We start from the raw sequence: 14,620 nt of genomic DNA on the forward strand, positions 1-14,620 counted from the left end.
TTAGGCCCGGACGATGATCGGATCGCCGATGCGGACGGTGTCGAAGTACCAGGCCGCGTTCGATGGGCTGAGGTTGATGCAGCCGTGGCTGACGTTGGCGTAGCCCTGTGAACCCACCGACCACGGCGCCGAATGCACGTAGACACCGCCCCAGGTGACGCGAACGCCGTACTCGCCCTTGATCAGATAGCCTTCGGGATCGTCGAGCGGAATACCGATCGTGCGCGAGTCGAACGTGAGCCGGCGTTGCTTCTCGAGTGCGGTGAACGTGCCGGTTGGCGTCGGAAACTTGGGTTTGCCCATCGACGCGGGCATCTCGCGCGCCACCTCACCGTCGATGCTGACCGTGAACGTGTAGGCGCTGATGTCAGCAACGCTGACGACTTTCGCGCCCGTTTGGAAGTTGACCTTCGCGCCACCCGCGGTGATCGCGATGGTCGAGTGAGCCGGCCAGAACGTCGTCGGGGTGAACTCCACCACCCGGTCGCTGAGCCACGTGAACGTGCCGGCGGGCGGTTCCGGGGATGCGATGTCAATGCCACGCTCGGCGGCGGCCCGGTCAGCGACGGCGCCTGCGAAGGTGACCGTCACCGGATGCGCCACGCCGACCGTCTGACCTGCCGGATGGATGCCGACGACTTGGGTGGGCGTGGTCACGGCGGCAGGGCTGACCGCGACGGACCCCATCGTCGTGAGCGCGGCAACACCTGCCATGACCACGACCAATCGCAGGGCCCGACGTAGGGCCCGCAACCCGTGCGTTGCGTCGTTCAGCACACTGCCATCCTAAGTTCTCTCGGCCGATTACCTCGGCAACCGCACGCGGAACAGCGCCCATGTCGGCTGGCTCCATACATGCGGTCTACCCGTTCATCGATCTGGTTGCCCAAATCGTTTCAGGGCAAACTCGAGTGAAACTCGAGCCGACGCCGTTATCGCCCACGCGGCCTACGAGCTCAGGATCTCCTGCAGCAGCGCGGGTTCGATGTTGCCGCCGGACAACACCATCACCGTGCGCCCGGGTGGGGTTGAGCCCTGCCGGTAGGCGGCCAACGCAACCGCGCCGCTTGGCTCACTGACCAGCCGCGCCCGCAGCGCGAGTTCGCTTACCGCGGACCGGATTTCACCTTCGGTCACCGTGATGACGCCGTCCAACACGGCCTGCAGGTGTGCGAAGGTCAACTCGGACGGTTGGGAGCGAAGCCCGTCGGCGATGGTGCGGTTGCGGTCCTCGATCGGCCACTCGACGCGGTGACCGACACGCAGCGCCTGAGCGGTGTCCGATGCCAACGCCGGTTCCACCCCGAACACCCGCGCGTTCGGGCACAGCGCCTTGATCGCTGTCCCGATCCCCGACGCCAGGCCGCCGCCGCTGACCGGCACCAGCACGTTGTCGACGGTGGGCAGGTCCTCGGCGATCTCCAACCCGATGGTGCCTTGCCCGGCGATGATGTCGGGGTGGTCGAACGGAGGTATCAACACCCCGCCGGTCTGCTCGACCACGTCGCCGGCCACGCGCTCGCGCTGCCCCGCGTCGCACAGCAGCACCTCGGCGCCGTGGGTGCGCGTCGCAGCCACTTTGACCTGCGGGGTCTCGCGCGGCATGACGATATGCGCGGGGATCCCGAACACCGCGGCGGCGTACGCGACCGCCTGCGCATGGTTTCCGCTGGAGTAAGCCACCACTCCCCTGGTGCGCACGGATTCGTCGAGACGACCGATCGCGTTGAACGCGCCGCGCACCTTGAATGCGCCGATCGTTTGCAAACTTTCGGGTTTGACCCACAGCGGCCGGTCGTCGTCGCCCGCCCACGCCGCCGCAAGCAGCGGTGTGCGCACAATGAAGGCGCGGACCCTGGTGGCCGCCTCTTCGATGTCGTCGACCGTCACGAGCCGCACGCGTCCAGTCTGACGCATCCCGGCAGCGATAGGGTGGCGTCGTGACGGCTGATGGATCTGCTTGACCGGCTGCGCCTCGACGTTCCGGTCGCCCAGGCGGGGATGGGCGGCGGGCTGGCCGGCCCTGAACTGGCCGCTGCGGTCGCGGCGGCCGGCGGTTTGGGCACCCTCGGCCTGACGGCACCCGACCGGCTCACCGACGCCGTCAGGTACCTGCGGGAGGCCGCGCCCGGCCGCGCGGTCGCGGTGAACCTGCTGATGCCCTTCGTCCGTCGCAGCCATGTCCAGGCGTGCGTGGAATCGGGCGTCGACGTCGCGGTGATGGCGTTTCGAATCGACCGGGCGATGATCTCGCAGCTCCGCGAGGGCGGGGTGTTCGTGTTCGTCATGGTCGGCACCGAAGCGCAGGCCCGCCGGGCCATCGCCTGGGGCGCCGACGGGTTGATCGCGCAGGGACGCGAGGCCGGCGGCCACCTCACCGGCGACACCGAGGCGCTGAGCTTTTTGCCGGTGGCCTCGCGCAACGCCGACGGCCGGCCGGTTCTGCTGGCCGGGGGTATCGCGTCGGCGCAAGACACCCGCGCGGCGCTGGCGGCCGGCGCGGACGGCGTGGTGGCGGGCACGCGGTTTCTGTTGACCCGGGAGTCACGCGCCCATCGCGCATATCAGCAGCGGATCCTCGCCGCGGACAAGACGTTTCGCACCACCCTGTTCGGGCTCGGCTGGCCCGCACCGCACCGCGTGGTGGCCAACGCCGCCACCCGGCGCTGGTGTGACGACGACGGACGCGCACGGCTGGCGCCGCGGCTGCTCAACGCATTCAGCGCCCCACTGGCCCGGCTCCCCGACCGTGCGGCGGCATCGGTGGGCGGCCTGCAGAAGCCGATCGTGCCGCTGTTCTCCCCCGTCGCCCCGACGGTGGACATGCCGGACTCCTCGGTCGACCGCACCGCGCTCTACGCCGGTGAAACCGTGCTGCGGATCGACTCGGTGATCTCGGCGCGCGAGGCTGTCGCGCTGCTCGCGCCGCGAGGACAATGAAGACCATGAACGGAGTGCTGTTCTTCGACGGCCGGTGCGGCATGTGCACCAGGGCGCGAAACCTTCTACTGAAGTTCGACCGCACCGGTGAGCTGACGACCGAACCGCTGCAGGGGGAAGGCGCCGCGCAACGCCTCGGCATTGCGGAATCACAACTGCTGGAGTCGGTGCGCTGGCTCGATGCATCCGGCGCGGTCTGCGGCGGCGCCGAAGCGGTGAACGCCGCCCTGTCCTGCGCGCTGGGTTCGCGCCTGCCGCTGCGGCTTTACCACCTGCCCGGCGTCGGCGTGGTCCAGGAAGCGGTGTACCGCTGGGTCGCCGACCACCGGCACCGTTTTCCCGGCACCACCCCGTACTGCCAGTCGCATCCGGTTTCCTGCTGAACCTGCCCGCTCAGCGCGGCGCGAGGTCGACGTCGATCCATGCCGGGTTGTCGTCGCGGTGATCACCGGTGTTGCGGCACTCCCCGTAAAGCCGCAGCACCGCGACGCCATCGTCCTGGCGGTGCAGCACCGCCAGGACGCCGTCCTTGGTGAGCTTGTGCCCGAAGCGTTCGGCCGTCGTCGGCGCCTGCGCCCACCCGTGTTCGGCCATCGCCGCGGCGACGTCGGCCAGATAGCGCCAATTATCTTGTGGATACGCGAAATTGAGGTGAAAGACCGCCTGATACGGCGGCTCGTCGACGTTCTTGCACGACATGTACGCATAGCCGCCCGCCAGCCGCTGCAGCTGCGCTGCGGCGACGATCTGGCGCGCGGCGTCGACGACCTGAGCCGCGGCCTGCTCGTCGGTGAGGGGTTCGGCGTGTTGGCGCGGCGCCTGCACGGCCGGTTCGTTGACCACCACGAACCCCACCCCGAGAAGCAGGCACAGCATCAAAGCGGCCCACAGCAGCGCCGTGGACTGCCGCGACCGTAACCAGTCACCCCGGTCCGGCATGGCCCTTCCCGGCGATGCCGCTGATCAATCGGTCACAGACGGCCTCCATATCGCTGCGCGCCTGGTCGCGATCGGCCGCACGGGAGACGAACAGCGCGGCCTCGTCGAGCGCACCCAGCAGCACATGAGCCGTCGAACGCAACGGCTGCTGCGGGATCGCGCCCTGTTCGACGGCGGCCGCAAGCATGGCTTCGATGACGCCGAGCCCGTATTTGACACCCACGGCGCGCCACCGCTCCCAGCCGAGCACGGCGGGCGCGTCGATCAGCACGATCTGCTGCACATCGGGCGCCGAACACCCGTCCAAGAACAACCGGGCGCCGATCCGCATCGCCTGCACCGGATCGCGGGGCTGCGCAGAGCTGATCCGGCGTCCGATATCGGCGACCAATTCCCGCTCCACGTCTTCGTAGACCGCGGCGAACAACTCGGTCTTGTCGGCGAACTGGTGGTAGAGGGCGCCGCGCGTGACGCCGGCCGCGTCGACGATTGCCTGCGTGGACACCTCCGAAAATCCCTTGTCGGCGAACAACTTCCGGGCGGCGCCGAGCAGCTGCGCCCTGGTGGCCGCCGACCGCTCGGCCTGGGTGCGCCGCACCGAAGGCGCAGTATCATTCCCGTCGTTGACTTTCATACAGTCTGCACGTAACTTCCATACTAGTTGTTTGTAAGTTCTGATCGGAAGGATAGCGAAGATGCCGCAGGTAGCGCTGAAGCAGGCCAGAATCGGTTACCGCGTGTTGGGTCCGCAGGAATCGCCGCATCCGCCGGTGGTGTTCGTCCACGGCATCCTCGCCGACAGCCGGCTGTGGGACCGGGTCGCCGACGGGCTGGCCGCCCGCGGGTACCGCTGTTATCTGCCGGACTGGCCGCTGGGCGCGCACACCATCCCGGTCGAGCACTCGGCGCAGCTCACGCCCGCGGGGCTCGCGGCGCTGATCCGGGACTTCGTCGTCGCGCTCGGCCTTTCCGACGTGACGTTGGTCGGCAACGACACCGGGGGCGCCCTGTGCCAACTCGTCGTCGACGCGTATCCCGAACACATCGGCCGGTTGGTGCTGACCAACTGCGATGCGTTCGACAAGTTTCCGCCGTTCCCGTTCAACCTCGTGTTCGGCATGCTGCGCGGACAGATTTCGATCAAGGTGCTGTTCGAAGCGTTGAGGTGGCGACCGCTGCGCCACTCCCCGCTCGGCTACGGCCTGCTGTTGCGCCCCGAACCGCAACTCACGGCGTCCTGGGTGCAACCCGCCCGCACCGACGCGCGCATCCGCCGGGACCTGGCCACCCTGTTGCGTGCGGTGGCCAAGACGGATCTGGTCGACGTGGCCGCTCGGCTGCCGCAGTTCACCAAGCCCGTCACCGTGGTGTGGGGGCTACGCGACCGTTCGTTCACGCCTGCGCTGGGTCGGCGACTGGCCGCCCAGTTCCCCCACTCGACCCTGGTCGAGGTGCCCGACGCGAGGACGTTCGTGTCGCTGGACGCACCTGGCGCCGTGGTCGACGCGATCGCCGGTGTGCGCGCCGCCCGGGCATAACCGCTCGCGCGTTGGGTACTCCCCTGCCAGCCACCAACGGGTAGGGAGGGCGTGATGGGCAGTCAGGTGGAGACCGGCACGATCACAACTCAGGTTCCGTCCCGGCTAGACCGACTGCCTTGGTCGGGTTTTCACTGGCGCGTGGTCCTCGGGCTGGGCGGGGTGTGGATCCTCGACGGGCTCGAAGTCACCATGGTGGGCAATGTCGCGTCCCGGCTGACCGAAGAAGGCAGCGGCATCGAGCTCACTGCCGGTCAAATCGGCATCGCCGCAGCCATTTACATCACGGGGGCATGTCTAGGAGCGCTGTTCTTCGGTCAGCTGACCGATCGGTTCGGCCGCAAGAAACTGTTCATCCTCACGCTCGTGGTGTATCTGACCGCAACGGTGGCAACGGCTTTCGCGTTCGCGCCCTGGTACTTTTATCTAACCCGGTTCTTCACCGGCGCCGGTATCGGCGGCGAATACGCCGCAATCAACTCCGCGATCGACGAACTGATTCCGGCGCGTGTACGGGGCCGGGTCGATCTGGTGATCAACGGCTCGTACTGGCTGGGCGCAGCCGGCGGCGCCGCGGGCGCACTGCTGTTGCTGGACACCTCGATCTTCCCCGCCGACATCGGCTGGCGGGTCGCATTCGGGCTCGGCGCCGTTTTCGGACTGATCGTGCTGGTGGTGCGTCGCAACGTACCCGAAAGCCCCCGTTGGCTTTTCATCCACGGACGCGAGGACGAAGCCGAACGGATCGTCGGCGAGATCGAACGCGGTATAGAACGCGAGACCGAGCAGCCGTTAGAGGAAGCCGAAGGCTCGATCACCGTGCGTCAGCGCAAAGCGATCTCGTTCCGGGAGATCGCCAAGGTCGCCTTCACGCTGTATCCGCGACGGGCTTTCCTCTGCCTGGCGCTGTTCATCGGGCAGGCGTTCATCTACAACGCGTTCACGTTCAACCTCGGCACCATTTTGAGCACGTTCTACGGCGTGGCGTCCGGGCTCGTCCCGCTGTTCTTCATCGTGTGGGCGTTGAGCAACTTCGGCGGGCCCGTGGTGCTCGGGCGGTTGTTCGACACCATCGGGCGTAAACCCATGATCTCCTTCGCCTACATCGGGTCGGCGGTCGTCGCGGCGGTGCTTGCGGGGATCTTCTTGGCCGAAGCCGGTGGGGCCTGGGTGTTCATCGCGGTGCTTGCGGTCTGCTTCTTCCTGGCGTCCTCGGGTGCCAGCGCGGCTTATCTCACGGTCAGCGAGATCTTTCCGATGGAAACCCGCGCGATGGCGATCGCGTTCTTCTATGCGGTCGGCACCGCGATCGGCGGCATCAGCGGACCGCTGCTGTTCGGTCAGTTGATCGGATCCGGGGACCGCGGCCTGGTGGCGATCGGATTTCTGATCGGTGCCGCGGTGATGGCGATCGCCGGAGTGGTCGAACTGTTCTTGGGTGTGAAGGCGGAAGGGAAAGACCTCGAGTCGCTGGCAGCGCCGTTGACCACCGCGGCCGCGGAGTCGGTGCCGGATGAGGATCCCGACCGCAAGGCGCGCGCCGAGCGCATCGCCGCACGCGCTGAACGCCAGCAGGCCAGCATGACGTCGGCGCGGCGGTACCGTCCCGGCCCGGCTCCGGGATGGCGGGGAGCCTGGCGCGAGCCGCCCACCCCGGGGGTGCCGGAGACCGCACTGGACCACGAGATCGAAACGATGGCCCGCGCCGTGCGCGAACGCGGGCCGATGACGTTGCGTGAACTGCACAGGGCTGTCGGAGCGCGCTACTGGGGTCCCGGCGAGTTCCGTAAGGCCATGCGGGAAGCGTTGGCCGAGAACCGAATCGCGCGCCAGCGCCGCGGTCTGATCGTCGCGCCGGAGAGCGAGACGGCGTCCACGTGACCGCGATGTGTCGGGTGTTCGGGCACCAGCCGACGTTTGTCGCCGAAGGCAAGACCATGCGGTGGGCGTGTGAGCGGTGCGGAGAAGCCGCCGGCGCCAAGCAATATCGCAGCGCCGCTGATGCGAAACGCTATGCCGCGGCGTTCAACAAGCGTGACGCCGACGACCTGGGCAAGCGCGCACCGTTGATCGGGCTGTTGCCGTTGCGGCTGTGGCGCCGGTTCCGGCGCGGGTGATCAGCTCTTGGCGAGCGTGAACTGGCAGATGTCGGTGTAGCCCTCGCGGAACAGATCCGCACAGCCGGTCAGGTACTTCATGTACCGGTCGTAGACCTCTTCGGACTGGATCGCGATCGCCTCGTCCTTGCGGGCTTCGAGCGCCGCGGCCCAGATGTCGAGGGTACGGGCGTAGTGCAGGCGCAGCCGGTGGGCGCGCGTGAGTTCGAAGCCAGCCTTGGTGGCGTGCTCCTCGACGACGTTCGGCTTCGGCAGGTCACCACCGGGGAAGATCTCGTCCATGATGAACTTCGAGAACCGCAGCAGCTTCATCGTCAACGGCAGCCCGGTCTCGGCGAACTCTTCGTCGCTCGGCTTGATGATGGTGTGCAACAACATCACGCCGTCCTGGGGCAGCACCGAATAGGCCATGTTGAAGAAGTCGTCGTATCGGTCGCGACCGAAGTGCTCGAACGCGCCGATGGACACGATCCGGTCGACCGGCTCGTCGAACTGCTCCCAGCCCTGCAGCAGAACCCGTTTGCTTCGCGTGCTCGGCGACTGCGCGAACACCTTCTCGACGTGGGCCTTCTGGTTCTCGCTCAAGGTGAGGCCGACGACGTTGACGTCGTAGCGTTCCAGCGCCCGGTTCAACGTGGCACCCCAACCGCAGCCGATGTCGAGCAGCGTCATCCCCGGCTGCAGTCCCAGTTTGCCCAGCGACAGGTCGATCTTGGCGATCTGCGCTTCTTCCAGCGTCATGTCGTCACGCTCGAAGTACGCGCAGCTGTAGGTCTGCGTCGGATCGAGGAAGAGCCGGAAGAAGTCGTCAGAGAGGTCGTAGTGCGACTGCACATCCTCGAAGTGGGGCTCCAGGCCCCCGGCGTTATTCGTGGTTTCTGGCAAAACTCAACCCTCTGCACATCAGCATTGTTTGATCAGTAAGGCTTCGCATCTCGGGCGAGCGCCGCCCCCGTCATCAGCGCAGTCTACGCGCAGTGTCCGGGTATGCCGAACGCGATTCGGACGCGGCTGTGCGACGACGGCGGCGAGAATACCAGCGAACACCGGTGACGTGCGCGGACGGCATTGTTCGGGGGTGTCTCACGGATGGCCGGGCCACAGGTAAGGATGAGGACATGAACCTGCAGGATGCCGACGAGATGTTGCGGCGACTCCAAGCCGACCCGGATGCCAGGGGCCGCTACGGACAGCCCTACGAAACGACCGACGGAGCAACGGTGATCCCCGTGACCAAGCCGGTCGGTGTCTTCGTCATCAAGGACGGCCGCGTGCGGTGGAAACCGGCGGTCGACACCACCCGCATCGCCCTGCTGGGCATCCTGGTCGGCCTGGTATCGGCGGTGTTCGCCGGGGTGACGATGGTGCGTCGGCCACCCTGGCCGGACCTGTACGGCGACATCGCCCAGTTGCGCTAGCCAAGTTTGGCCGCGCGGACCAGGGTACGAGCGTGCCCATGACCACTGACCGCGGACCGAAGCCGGACGGCGGGGAACACGACCCGATCAGGCCGAAGGCGCTGACGATCCGTCGGAAACCGGGCAAGGTGGGTAGCGACGAGGTTGAGGAGAGCCACACATGGACGGTTCGGTGACGGTATCGATGGCGGCGCCGGCGGAGCGCATCTGGGAGCTGATCGCGGACGTGCGCAACACCGGCAAGTTCTCACCCGAGGTGATGGAGGCCGAATGGCTCGACGGTGCTACCGGACCGGCGCTGGGAGCGCGGTTCCGCGGGCACGTCAAACGCAACGAGATCGGGCCGGTGTACTGGACGACGTGCGAGGTCACCGCCTGTGAACCGGGCCGCGAGTTCGGCTTCGCGGTACTGCTCGGCGACAAACCCGTCAACAACTGGCACTACCGCCTCACCCCGGCCGACGGCGGTACCGACGTCACCGAGTCTTTCCGGCTCAGCGAATCCCTGCCGATGAAGCTGTTCTCGATGTTCGGCGGCCAGCTGAGACGTCGACGCAACATCCGCGATATGCGCAAGACGCTGGAACGCATCAAGGCTGTGGTCGAAACACCCGGCAGCACCTGAAATCATTGTCCGGCAACGGATCAGCTAAAGGTTGCATAGACGATGTACCCGGTCGCTGACGGCGCGGCGCGACACCGGCGCGTCGGCGGCCAGCGCCTCGAACGCATGCGGGCAGCCGGGATATACGTGGAGTTCGGTCGAAACCCCGGCGTCGGCCAGCCGCATGGCGTACGCGACGTTCTCGGGGCGGAAGATGTCGAGATCGCCGACGTCGAGGTAAGTGTCGGGCAGGCCGGCGAGGTCAGCGGCGCGCGCAGGTGCGGCATACGGTGACACCGCGTCGGTTCCGGCGCTCGCGCCCAGCAATGCGTTCCATCCGGTGATGTTGTCGTCGTACGTCCAAGTCAGAAACGGCACGAGCTGGGGATCGGGGATGGTCGTGCGGTCGTCGAGCATCGGATAGATCAGCAACTGCTGCGCGATCGCCGGACCGTCGCGGTCGCGCGCCATCAGGCACACCCCGGCCGCCAGGCCGCCGCCCGCGCTGTCGCCCATCACCGCGATGCGGGCCGGGTCCACGCCCAGCGTCGATGCGTTTGCCACCAGCCATTCCAGCGCCGCAAAGCAGTCCTCGACCGGCGTCGGATGGGGGTGTTCGGGTGCGATGCGGTAGTCGACGACGAGCATCGGCACCCCGGAGACCGCGACGTAGTCACGCACCGCGATGTCGTACAGGGCGCCGATGTGCTCGAGCCCGAAAATCATTCCGCCGCCGTGTAAGTACAGCGCTGCGCTGCCGGGACCGCCAGACGCGCCGGACAGGTGATACCAGAGCAGCTCGACCGTCGTACCGTCGGCGACGGTCAGCGAGTGCCGCTGGACCGCCACCCCGGGTGCCGGCGTCCTGGCCGCCGCGACCGCGTCGAACATCCGGTGCCCGTTGACACGGCGCGCTTCCACATCGCCGACCGGTGGCTGTTCGACGTCGCCGAGCGCCGCAACCAGCGGGGCCATCTGGTCGAGCACCTTGGCGTCCATCCCGAGTGCCATAGGCCAAACACTAGCCTGGCGCTATATGGCCGCGACGCGATTGGACACCGCCGACGATCAACACACCATCAGCCCCTTCGCGACGACGGCGGTCTTGCCGATCGCGGGCCTGGTCGCCGTATTGCACTGTGTTGCAGGGTCATCAGCGCAGGGTTACTGGTTCGACGAGGTGTACATGCTGGCCATCGGCCGTCATCACCTCGACTGGGGGTCGGCCGACCAGCCGCCGCTCACACCCGCACTTGCGGCGGTCATGGACGCGATCGCTCCCGGCTCGCTGTTGGCGCTGCGGGTGCCGGTGGTGCTCGCAACCGCGGGCGCTGTGGTGGTCGCGGCGCTCATCGCGCGCGAACTCGGAGGTGACCGTCGCGCACAGGGACTCACCGCGTTCGCGCAGGCGACGGGTGTGTGGGTCACCCTGGGCGGGCATTGGCTGACGCCCTACATGCTCGAACCGGTGCAGTGGCTGCTGATGGTGTGGCTGCTCGTCCGGTGGCTACGGATGCGCGACGATCGCCTGCTGCTGGTGTTGGGCGTCGTCGCCGGGATCGCCGCGTTGACGAAGTTCCAGGTGTTGCTGTTGTGCGCGGTGCTGGTCGTGGCGGTCGCCGCGGTCGGCCCGCGCGAGTTGTTGTGCCGGCGGTTGCTGTGGGCAGGCGCGGCCGTTGCCGCGCTGCTCGCGGCGCCGACGCTGCTGTGGCAGCACGCCAACGGGTGGCCTCAGCTGAGCATGTCGTCGGTGGTGATCGGCGAGGCCGACGCGCTGTACGGCGGGCGGATCGGCGTCGCGCTGCAGATGCTGCTTTTCGCAGGGGTCATCGGAACCGCGCTGATGAGTTACGGCCTCTGGCGGCTGTGGCGCGAGCCGGAGCTGCGCGACTACCGCTTCCTCGGCGTCGCGTTCCTGGTGTTGTTCGCGGTGTTCGTCGCCTCGCCGGGCCGCCCCTACTACGTGGCCGGCTTGTACGCGCCGCTGGCGGCCCTCGGGGCGCTGGGCCTGCAGCGCCGTCGGCAGGCGGGTCGCCGTGCGCGTCGGTGGCTGGTGTGGTCGGCCGGTGTGTCCAGCGCAGCGCTCGCCGCCGCGGTGCTGGTGTTGTCCGTCACGATCATTCGTGCCGACGCCGGTGAGCAGATCGCCCGCGATACCGCAGGCGCCTATCACGCGTTGCCCGAGGAGCAGCGCGCGCGCACCGTGGTGATCGGGCAGTCCTATATCGTCGCCGCCTACATCGACGGCTACTCAACCCGATTCGGACTGCCGCAGGCTTACAGCACCAACCGCAGTTACGGATTCTTTCCTCCCCCGCCCGCCGAGTACGACACCGCGCTCTACGTCGGCAGCGACGACGAGGAGATCGCTTCGTATTTCGCGGAGAGCGAGCCGATCGCCGAGATCGCCGACGACATGCAGGCCTACCTGCTCATTGGGCAACGTCGGCCGTGGGAGCAGATCTGGCCGCAGATGCGCAGCTTGACGGTCGGCTGAAACCGCTTCGCCGCCGGTCCCGGTTTGGTAGAACCAGTTCGAATCTGCCGCCGCGTGCCGAAGGAGTCTTGCGAAATGGGTCGATGGTCACGCGAGGAGATCGAAGAAGCGTTTCACCGCTACGAGCAGGCGGTGGTGGAGATCGGCAACAGCTGGGACTGGTCGGCCTACGCCGACCAGTTCACCGCGGATGCGACGTACGTCGAGCACGCCCTCGGCAACATGGCTGGGCGCGAACAGATCCGGGAGTGGATCGTCTCGACGATGAACATGTTTCCCGGTAGCGAAATGCCCTACTACCCGGTCGAGTGGTATTCGATCGACGTCGACAAGGGCATGGTGATCAGCAAGGTGATGAACCGGATGAAGGATCCCGGTGACGGCAGCATTTACCAGACGCCCGTGATCACGGTGCTCAACTACGCCGGAGACGGCAAGTGGAGCTACGAGGAAGACGCCTACAACCCGATGAACTTCCTGGTCATGGTGCAGGAGTACATCAAGCGATGCCATGAACTCGGGACCATCTCCGACGATGCCCGCACGTTCGCCAAGAACATGAACTGGGAACTGGCTTAACGGATCACGAAGTCGTCCGGGTCTGGTTCGCGGGTCCAGGTCCAGTAGTCGACGAGGCGCCACGGCGACAGCGTGTGTACCTCGCCGAAGCTGTTCTTGAAGTAGGAATGTTTGATCGTGGGTTGCGACCAGACCAACGTGCGCATCTCGGCCTGGCTGCGTTCGTGCCAGTCCCTCGTTTTGTCGACCGTGGGCTCCATCGTCCGGTGACCGCCTGCGATCAGCAGTTCCAGACACTGTGTGATGTAGCGCATCTGGCATTCCGAGTGGAAGATGAGGCTGCCGCCGCTCGCCAACCAGGTGCCGGGGCCGTTCATGCAGAAGAAGTTCGGGTAGCCGGGAATGGTGATGCCCAGATAGGCCGCCGGTCGCTCGCCCCAGCGCTCGCTGAGGATTTCACCGCCGCGTCCGCGAATAGTCATGGGCCACAACAGCTTGGTGTGCGCGAATCCGGTGGCGTAGATGATGACGTCGGCGCGATACCGCGTACCGTCTGCGGTGACGACGGCGTCGGTCTCGATGTGGTGGATCCCGGTCCGGACGAGGTCGACGTTCTCGCGGGTCAACGTCTTGAGCCAGCTGCCGTTGTCCTGCAGGGTGCGCTTACCGGTCGGTGGGTAGTCCGGCACCACCTTGGCCAACAGGTCGGCGTCGTCGCCGACCTGGCTCTTGATCCACTCGGTGAACATGACGCGGGCGCCCTCGCTGACCTCGTTGACCGCCCTCTGCTGGTCCGGGTAATCCGGGTCGACGCGTGCCACGTCGAACCCCTTGTCGCACCACGGCCAGAACAGCAGGAAGCGGTACCAGCGGCCGTAGAAGGGCAAGTGCCGCAATGCCCATTGCACGCCAGGGCCGACTTCGTCGTGATAACCCATATTCGGGAACATCCACTGCGCTGTGCGTTGGAATACGGTGAGGTGCTCGACGGTGCCGGCGATCGCCGGGGCGATCTGGAACCCGCTGGCACCCGCGCCGATCATCGCGACCCGCTTGCCGTGAAGGTCGACGGAGTGGTTCCACGCGCTGGAATGGAATGTGGGGCCCGCGAACTCGTGCTGTCCGTCGATCTGCGGGATCAGCGGCCGGTCGAGTTGCCCAACCGCGCTGATCACCGCACGTGCCGACAGCTCGGTTGTGGTTCCGCTGCGGCCGCGGGTACGAACGGTCCAGGTGGCGGTGTCGTCGTCCCAGGATGCCTCGGTGACCTCGGTCTCCCACAGTACGTCGCGACGGATGTCGTGCTTATCCATCACGCGCTCGAAATATCCTTGCAGCTCGGGCTGTTCGGCGAAGAAGTGGGTCCACTGATCGGTCGGCTCGAAGCTGTAGCAGTAAAAGTGGTTGGGCACGTCCACCCGCGCGCCCGGGTACGTGTTCTGATACCAGGTGCCGCCGACGCCGGCGTTCTTCTCGATGATGGTGAACGGGATACCCGCTTGTTTGAGCCGGATCCCCGCCAGCAGGCCCGACTCGCCGCAGCCGATAACCACCACGGGGAAGTCGGCGGCATCGCCCGACGAACGCACCGCTCGTGCATCGCGGCCGTCGAGCTCCATCTCCTCGAGCAGCATCGGCACGTACTCGTCGGGCACCGGCTCACACACCAGCCACTGCATCAACTCGTGCAGCAGGTCCGCGCCGATCGGCTCGGGCTCGGGGCAGCCGCGGTCGCGGTAGTCGGCGATGACCTCCAGCGCGATCTTGCGTGCAGCGGCCTTGTCCTCCTCGGACATGTAGCCCTGTACCTCGTTGAGGAAAAGGCCGGCGGGTTTGAGCTCGCCGCGGATCAGGCTCGGGTCACCGGACATGTGCACGCACGACAACATCAGTGTGGGAATGCTGACGTCGAGCAGCGCCTCGGCGATCTCCTCGTCCGTCGTCGTAAACGGTTGTCCGGCATGTGGGTTACGCACCCGTCCTTTCTAGCCTGAGCACACGCGGATTTGGCCCGCTTCGGTGCTGCCCGCCTGAAGTGCGCCTAGGCT

The 14,620-nt window shown here is 66.9% G+C and carries 16 protein-coding genes; 9 read left to right on the top strand and 7 right to left on the bottom strand.

Annotated elements, in window-relative coordinates:
• Both ABQE93_RS19510 and ABQE93_RS19515 read right to left on the bottom strand, forming a co-directional pair.
• Window positions 1–714: a L,D-transpeptidase gene (locus ABQE93_RS19510; protein ID WP_448410067.1), complete on the bottom strand. Its 714-nt coding sequence runs from the start codon at window positions 712–714 to the stop codon at window positions 1–3.
• Between the two features lie 234 nt (window positions 715–948).
• On the bottom strand, window positions 949–1,917 hold the full coding sequence (locus ABQE93_RS19515) for a threonine ammonia-lyase (RefSeq protein ID WP_448410015.1): 969 nt from the start codon (window positions 1,915–1,917) through the stop codon (window positions 949–951).
• A 33-nt stretch (window positions 1,918–1,950) separates the two neighbouring features.
• On the opposite strand from ABQE93_RS19515, the gene ABQE93_RS19520 reads away from it, so the two are divergent.
• Window positions 1,951–2,940 (top strand): NAD(P)H-dependent flavin oxidoreductase, encoded by a 990-nt coding sequence (locus ABQE93_RS19520; protein WP_448410014.1) that lies wholly within the window; start codon window positions 1,951–1,953, stop codon window positions 2,938–2,940.
• Window positions 2,941–2,945: 5 nt separating this feature from the next.
• Entirely contained in the window at window positions 2,946–3,323 is a 378-nt protein-coding gene (locus ABQE93_RS19525; protein WP_448410012.1) for a thiol-disulfide oxidoreductase DCC family protein, read from the top strand.
• Between the two features lie 10 nt (window positions 3,324–3,333).
• On the opposite strand, the gene ABQE93_RS19530 is transcribed toward ABQE93_RS19525, so the two are convergent.
• Both ABQE93_RS19530 and ABQE93_RS19535 read right to left on the bottom strand, forming a co-directional pair.
• Complete coding sequence (locus ABQE93_RS19530; protein ID WP_448410011.1) at window positions 3,334–3,879, bottom strand: lipoprotein LppJ family protein; 546 nt, start codon at window positions 3,877–3,879, stop codon at window positions 3,334–3,336.
• On the bottom strand, window positions 3,863–4,513 hold the full coding sequence (locus ABQE93_RS19535) for a TetR/AcrR family transcriptional regulator (RefSeq protein WP_448410010.1): 651 nt from the start codon (window positions 4,511–4,513) through the stop codon (window positions 3,863–3,865). Before ABQE93_RS19535 ends, ABQE93_RS19530 begins: the two co-directional genes overlap by 17 nt.
• A 61-nt stretch (window positions 4,514–4,574) precedes the next feature.
• Between ABQE93_RS19535 and ABQE93_RS19540 the strand changes: the two genes are divergently transcribed.
• Genes ABQE93_RS19540 through ABQE93_RS19550 form a run of 3 tightly spaced genes read left to right on the top strand, consistent with a single transcriptional unit; the run spans window position 4,575 to window position 7,534 of the window.
• Window positions 4,575–5,417 (top strand): alpha/beta fold hydrolase, encoded by an 843-nt coding sequence (locus ABQE93_RS19540; protein WP_448410008.1) that lies wholly within the window; start codon window positions 4,575–4,577, stop codon window positions 5,415–5,417.
• A 54-nt stretch (window positions 5,418–5,471) separates the two neighbouring features.
• Entirely contained in the window at window positions 5,472–7,298 is a 1,827-nt protein-coding gene (locus ABQE93_RS19545; protein WP_448410006.1) for an MFS transporter, read from the top strand.
• 5 nt (window positions 7,299–7,303) lie between these two features.
• Window positions 7,304–7,534 (top strand): DUF1660 family phage protein, encoded by a 231-nt coding sequence (locus tag ABQE93_RS19550; protein ID WP_448410066.1) that lies wholly within the window; start codon window positions 7,304–7,306, stop codon window positions 7,532–7,534.
• Here the strand turns inward: ABQE93_RS19550 and ABQE93_RS19555 are convergent, their stop codons facing one another.
• Entirely contained in the window at window positions 7,535–8,419 is an 885-nt protein-coding gene (locus tag ABQE93_RS19555) for a cyclopropane mycolic acid synthase family methyltransferase (RefSeq protein WP_448410005.1), read from the bottom strand. It lies immediately after the preceding gene.
• Window positions 8,420–8,652: 233 nt separating this feature from the next.
• Here ABQE93_RS19555 and ABQE93_RS19560 point away from each other — a divergent pair, with 233 nt between their 5' ends.
• Window positions 8,653–8,952 carry a hypothetical protein gene (locus tag ABQE93_RS19560; RefSeq protein WP_448410004.1) on the top strand — a complete coding sequence of 100 codons (300 nt, stop codon included), beginning with the start codon at window positions 8,653–8,655 and terminating at the stop codon, window positions 8,950–8,952.
• 160 nt (window positions 8,953–9,112) lie between these two features.
• Complete coding sequence (locus ABQE93_RS19565; protein WP_448410003.1) at window positions 9,113–9,577, top strand: SRPBCC family protein; 465 nt, start codon at window positions 9,113–9,115, stop codon at window positions 9,575–9,577.
• A gap of 24 nt (window positions 9,578–9,601) precedes the next feature.
• On the opposite strand, the gene ABQE93_RS19570 is transcribed toward ABQE93_RS19565, so the two are convergent.
• Window positions 9,602–10,567, bottom strand: coding sequence for an alpha/beta hydrolase (locus tag ABQE93_RS19570; RefSeq protein WP_448410002.1), 966 nt, complete (start codon window positions 10,565–10,567; stop codon window positions 9,602–9,604).
• A gap of 25 nt (window positions 10,568–10,592) precedes the next feature.
• Between ABQE93_RS19570 and ABQE93_RS19575 the strand changes: the two genes are divergently transcribed.
• Entirely contained in the window at window positions 10,593–12,053 is a 1,461-nt protein-coding gene (locus ABQE93_RS19575) for a glycosyltransferase family 39 protein (protein ID WP_448410000.1), read from the top strand.
• A 75-nt stretch (window positions 12,054–12,128) separates the two neighbouring features.
• A complete protein-coding gene (locus ABQE93_RS19580) occupies window positions 12,129–12,632 on the top strand; it encodes a nuclear transport factor 2 family protein (protein ID WP_448409998.1) in 504 nt (167 codons plus the stop codon).
• Here ABQE93_RS19580 and ABQE93_RS19585 read toward each other — a convergent pair.
• Window positions 12,629–14,548: a flavin-containing monooxygenase gene (locus ABQE93_RS19585; RefSeq protein ID WP_448409997.1), complete on the bottom strand. Its 1,920-nt coding sequence runs from the start codon at window positions 14,546–14,548 to the stop codon at window positions 12,629–12,631. The two genes, ABQE93_RS19580 and ABQE93_RS19585, sit on opposite strands and share 4 nt — an antisense overlap.
• Window positions 14,549–14,620 lie beyond the last annotated feature (72 nt).

The organism is Mycolicibacterium sp. XJ662 (assembly GCF_053484035.1).

Coding starts and splice junctions, on each gene's coding strand:
- ABQE93_RS19510 (WP_448410067.1), bottom strand. CDS start 714: ATGGCAGGTGTTGCCGCGCTCACGACGATGGGGTCCGTCGCGGTCAGC.
- ABQE93_RS19515 (WP_448410015.1), bottom strand. CDS start 1,917: ATGCGTCAGACTGGACGCGTGCGGCTCGTGACGGTCGACGACATCGAA.
- ABQE93_RS19520 (WP_448410014.1), top strand. CDS start 1,951: ATGGATCTGCTTGACCGGCTGCGCCTCGACGTTCCGGTCGCCCAGGCG.
- ABQE93_RS19525 (WP_448410012.1), top strand. CDS start 2,946: ATGAACGGAGTGCTGTTCTTCGACGGCCGGTGCGGCATGTGCACCAGG.
- ABQE93_RS19530 (WP_448410011.1), bottom strand. CDS start 3,879: ATGCCGGACCGGGGTGACTGGTTACGGTCGCGGCAGTCCACGGCGCTG.
- ABQE93_RS19535 (WP_448410010.1), bottom strand. CDS start 4,513: ATGAAAGTCAACGACGGGAATGATACTGCGCCTTCGGTGCGGCGCACC.
- ABQE93_RS19540 (WP_448410008.1), top strand. CDS start 4,575: ATGCCGCAGGTAGCGCTGAAGCAGGCCAGAATCGGTTACCGCGTGTTG.
- ABQE93_RS19545 (WP_448410006.1), top strand. CDS start 5,472: ATGGGCAGTCAGGTGGAGACCGGCACGATCACAACTCAGGTTCCGTCC.
- ABQE93_RS19550 (WP_448410066.1), top strand. CDS start 7,304: ATGTGTCGGGTGTTCGGGCACCAGCCGACGTTTGTCGCCGAAGGCAAG.
- ABQE93_RS19560 (WP_448410004.1), top strand. CDS start 8,653: ATGAACCTGCAGGATGCCGACGAGATGTTGCGGCGACTCCAAGCCGAC.
- ABQE93_RS19565 (WP_448410003.1), top strand. CDS start 9,113: ATGGACGGTTCGGTGACGGTATCGATGGCGGCGCCGGCGGAGCGCATC.
- ABQE93_RS19570 (WP_448410002.1), bottom strand. CDS start 10,567: ATGGCACTCGGGATGGACGCCAAGGTGCTCGACCAGATGGCCCCGCTG.
- ABQE93_RS19575 (WP_448410000.1), top strand. CDS start 10,593: ATGGCCGCGACGCGATTGGACACCGCCGACGATCAACACACCATCAGC.
- ABQE93_RS19580 (WP_448409998.1), top strand. CDS start 12,129: ATGGGTCGATGGTCACGCGAGGAGATCGAAGAAGCGTTTCACCGCTAC.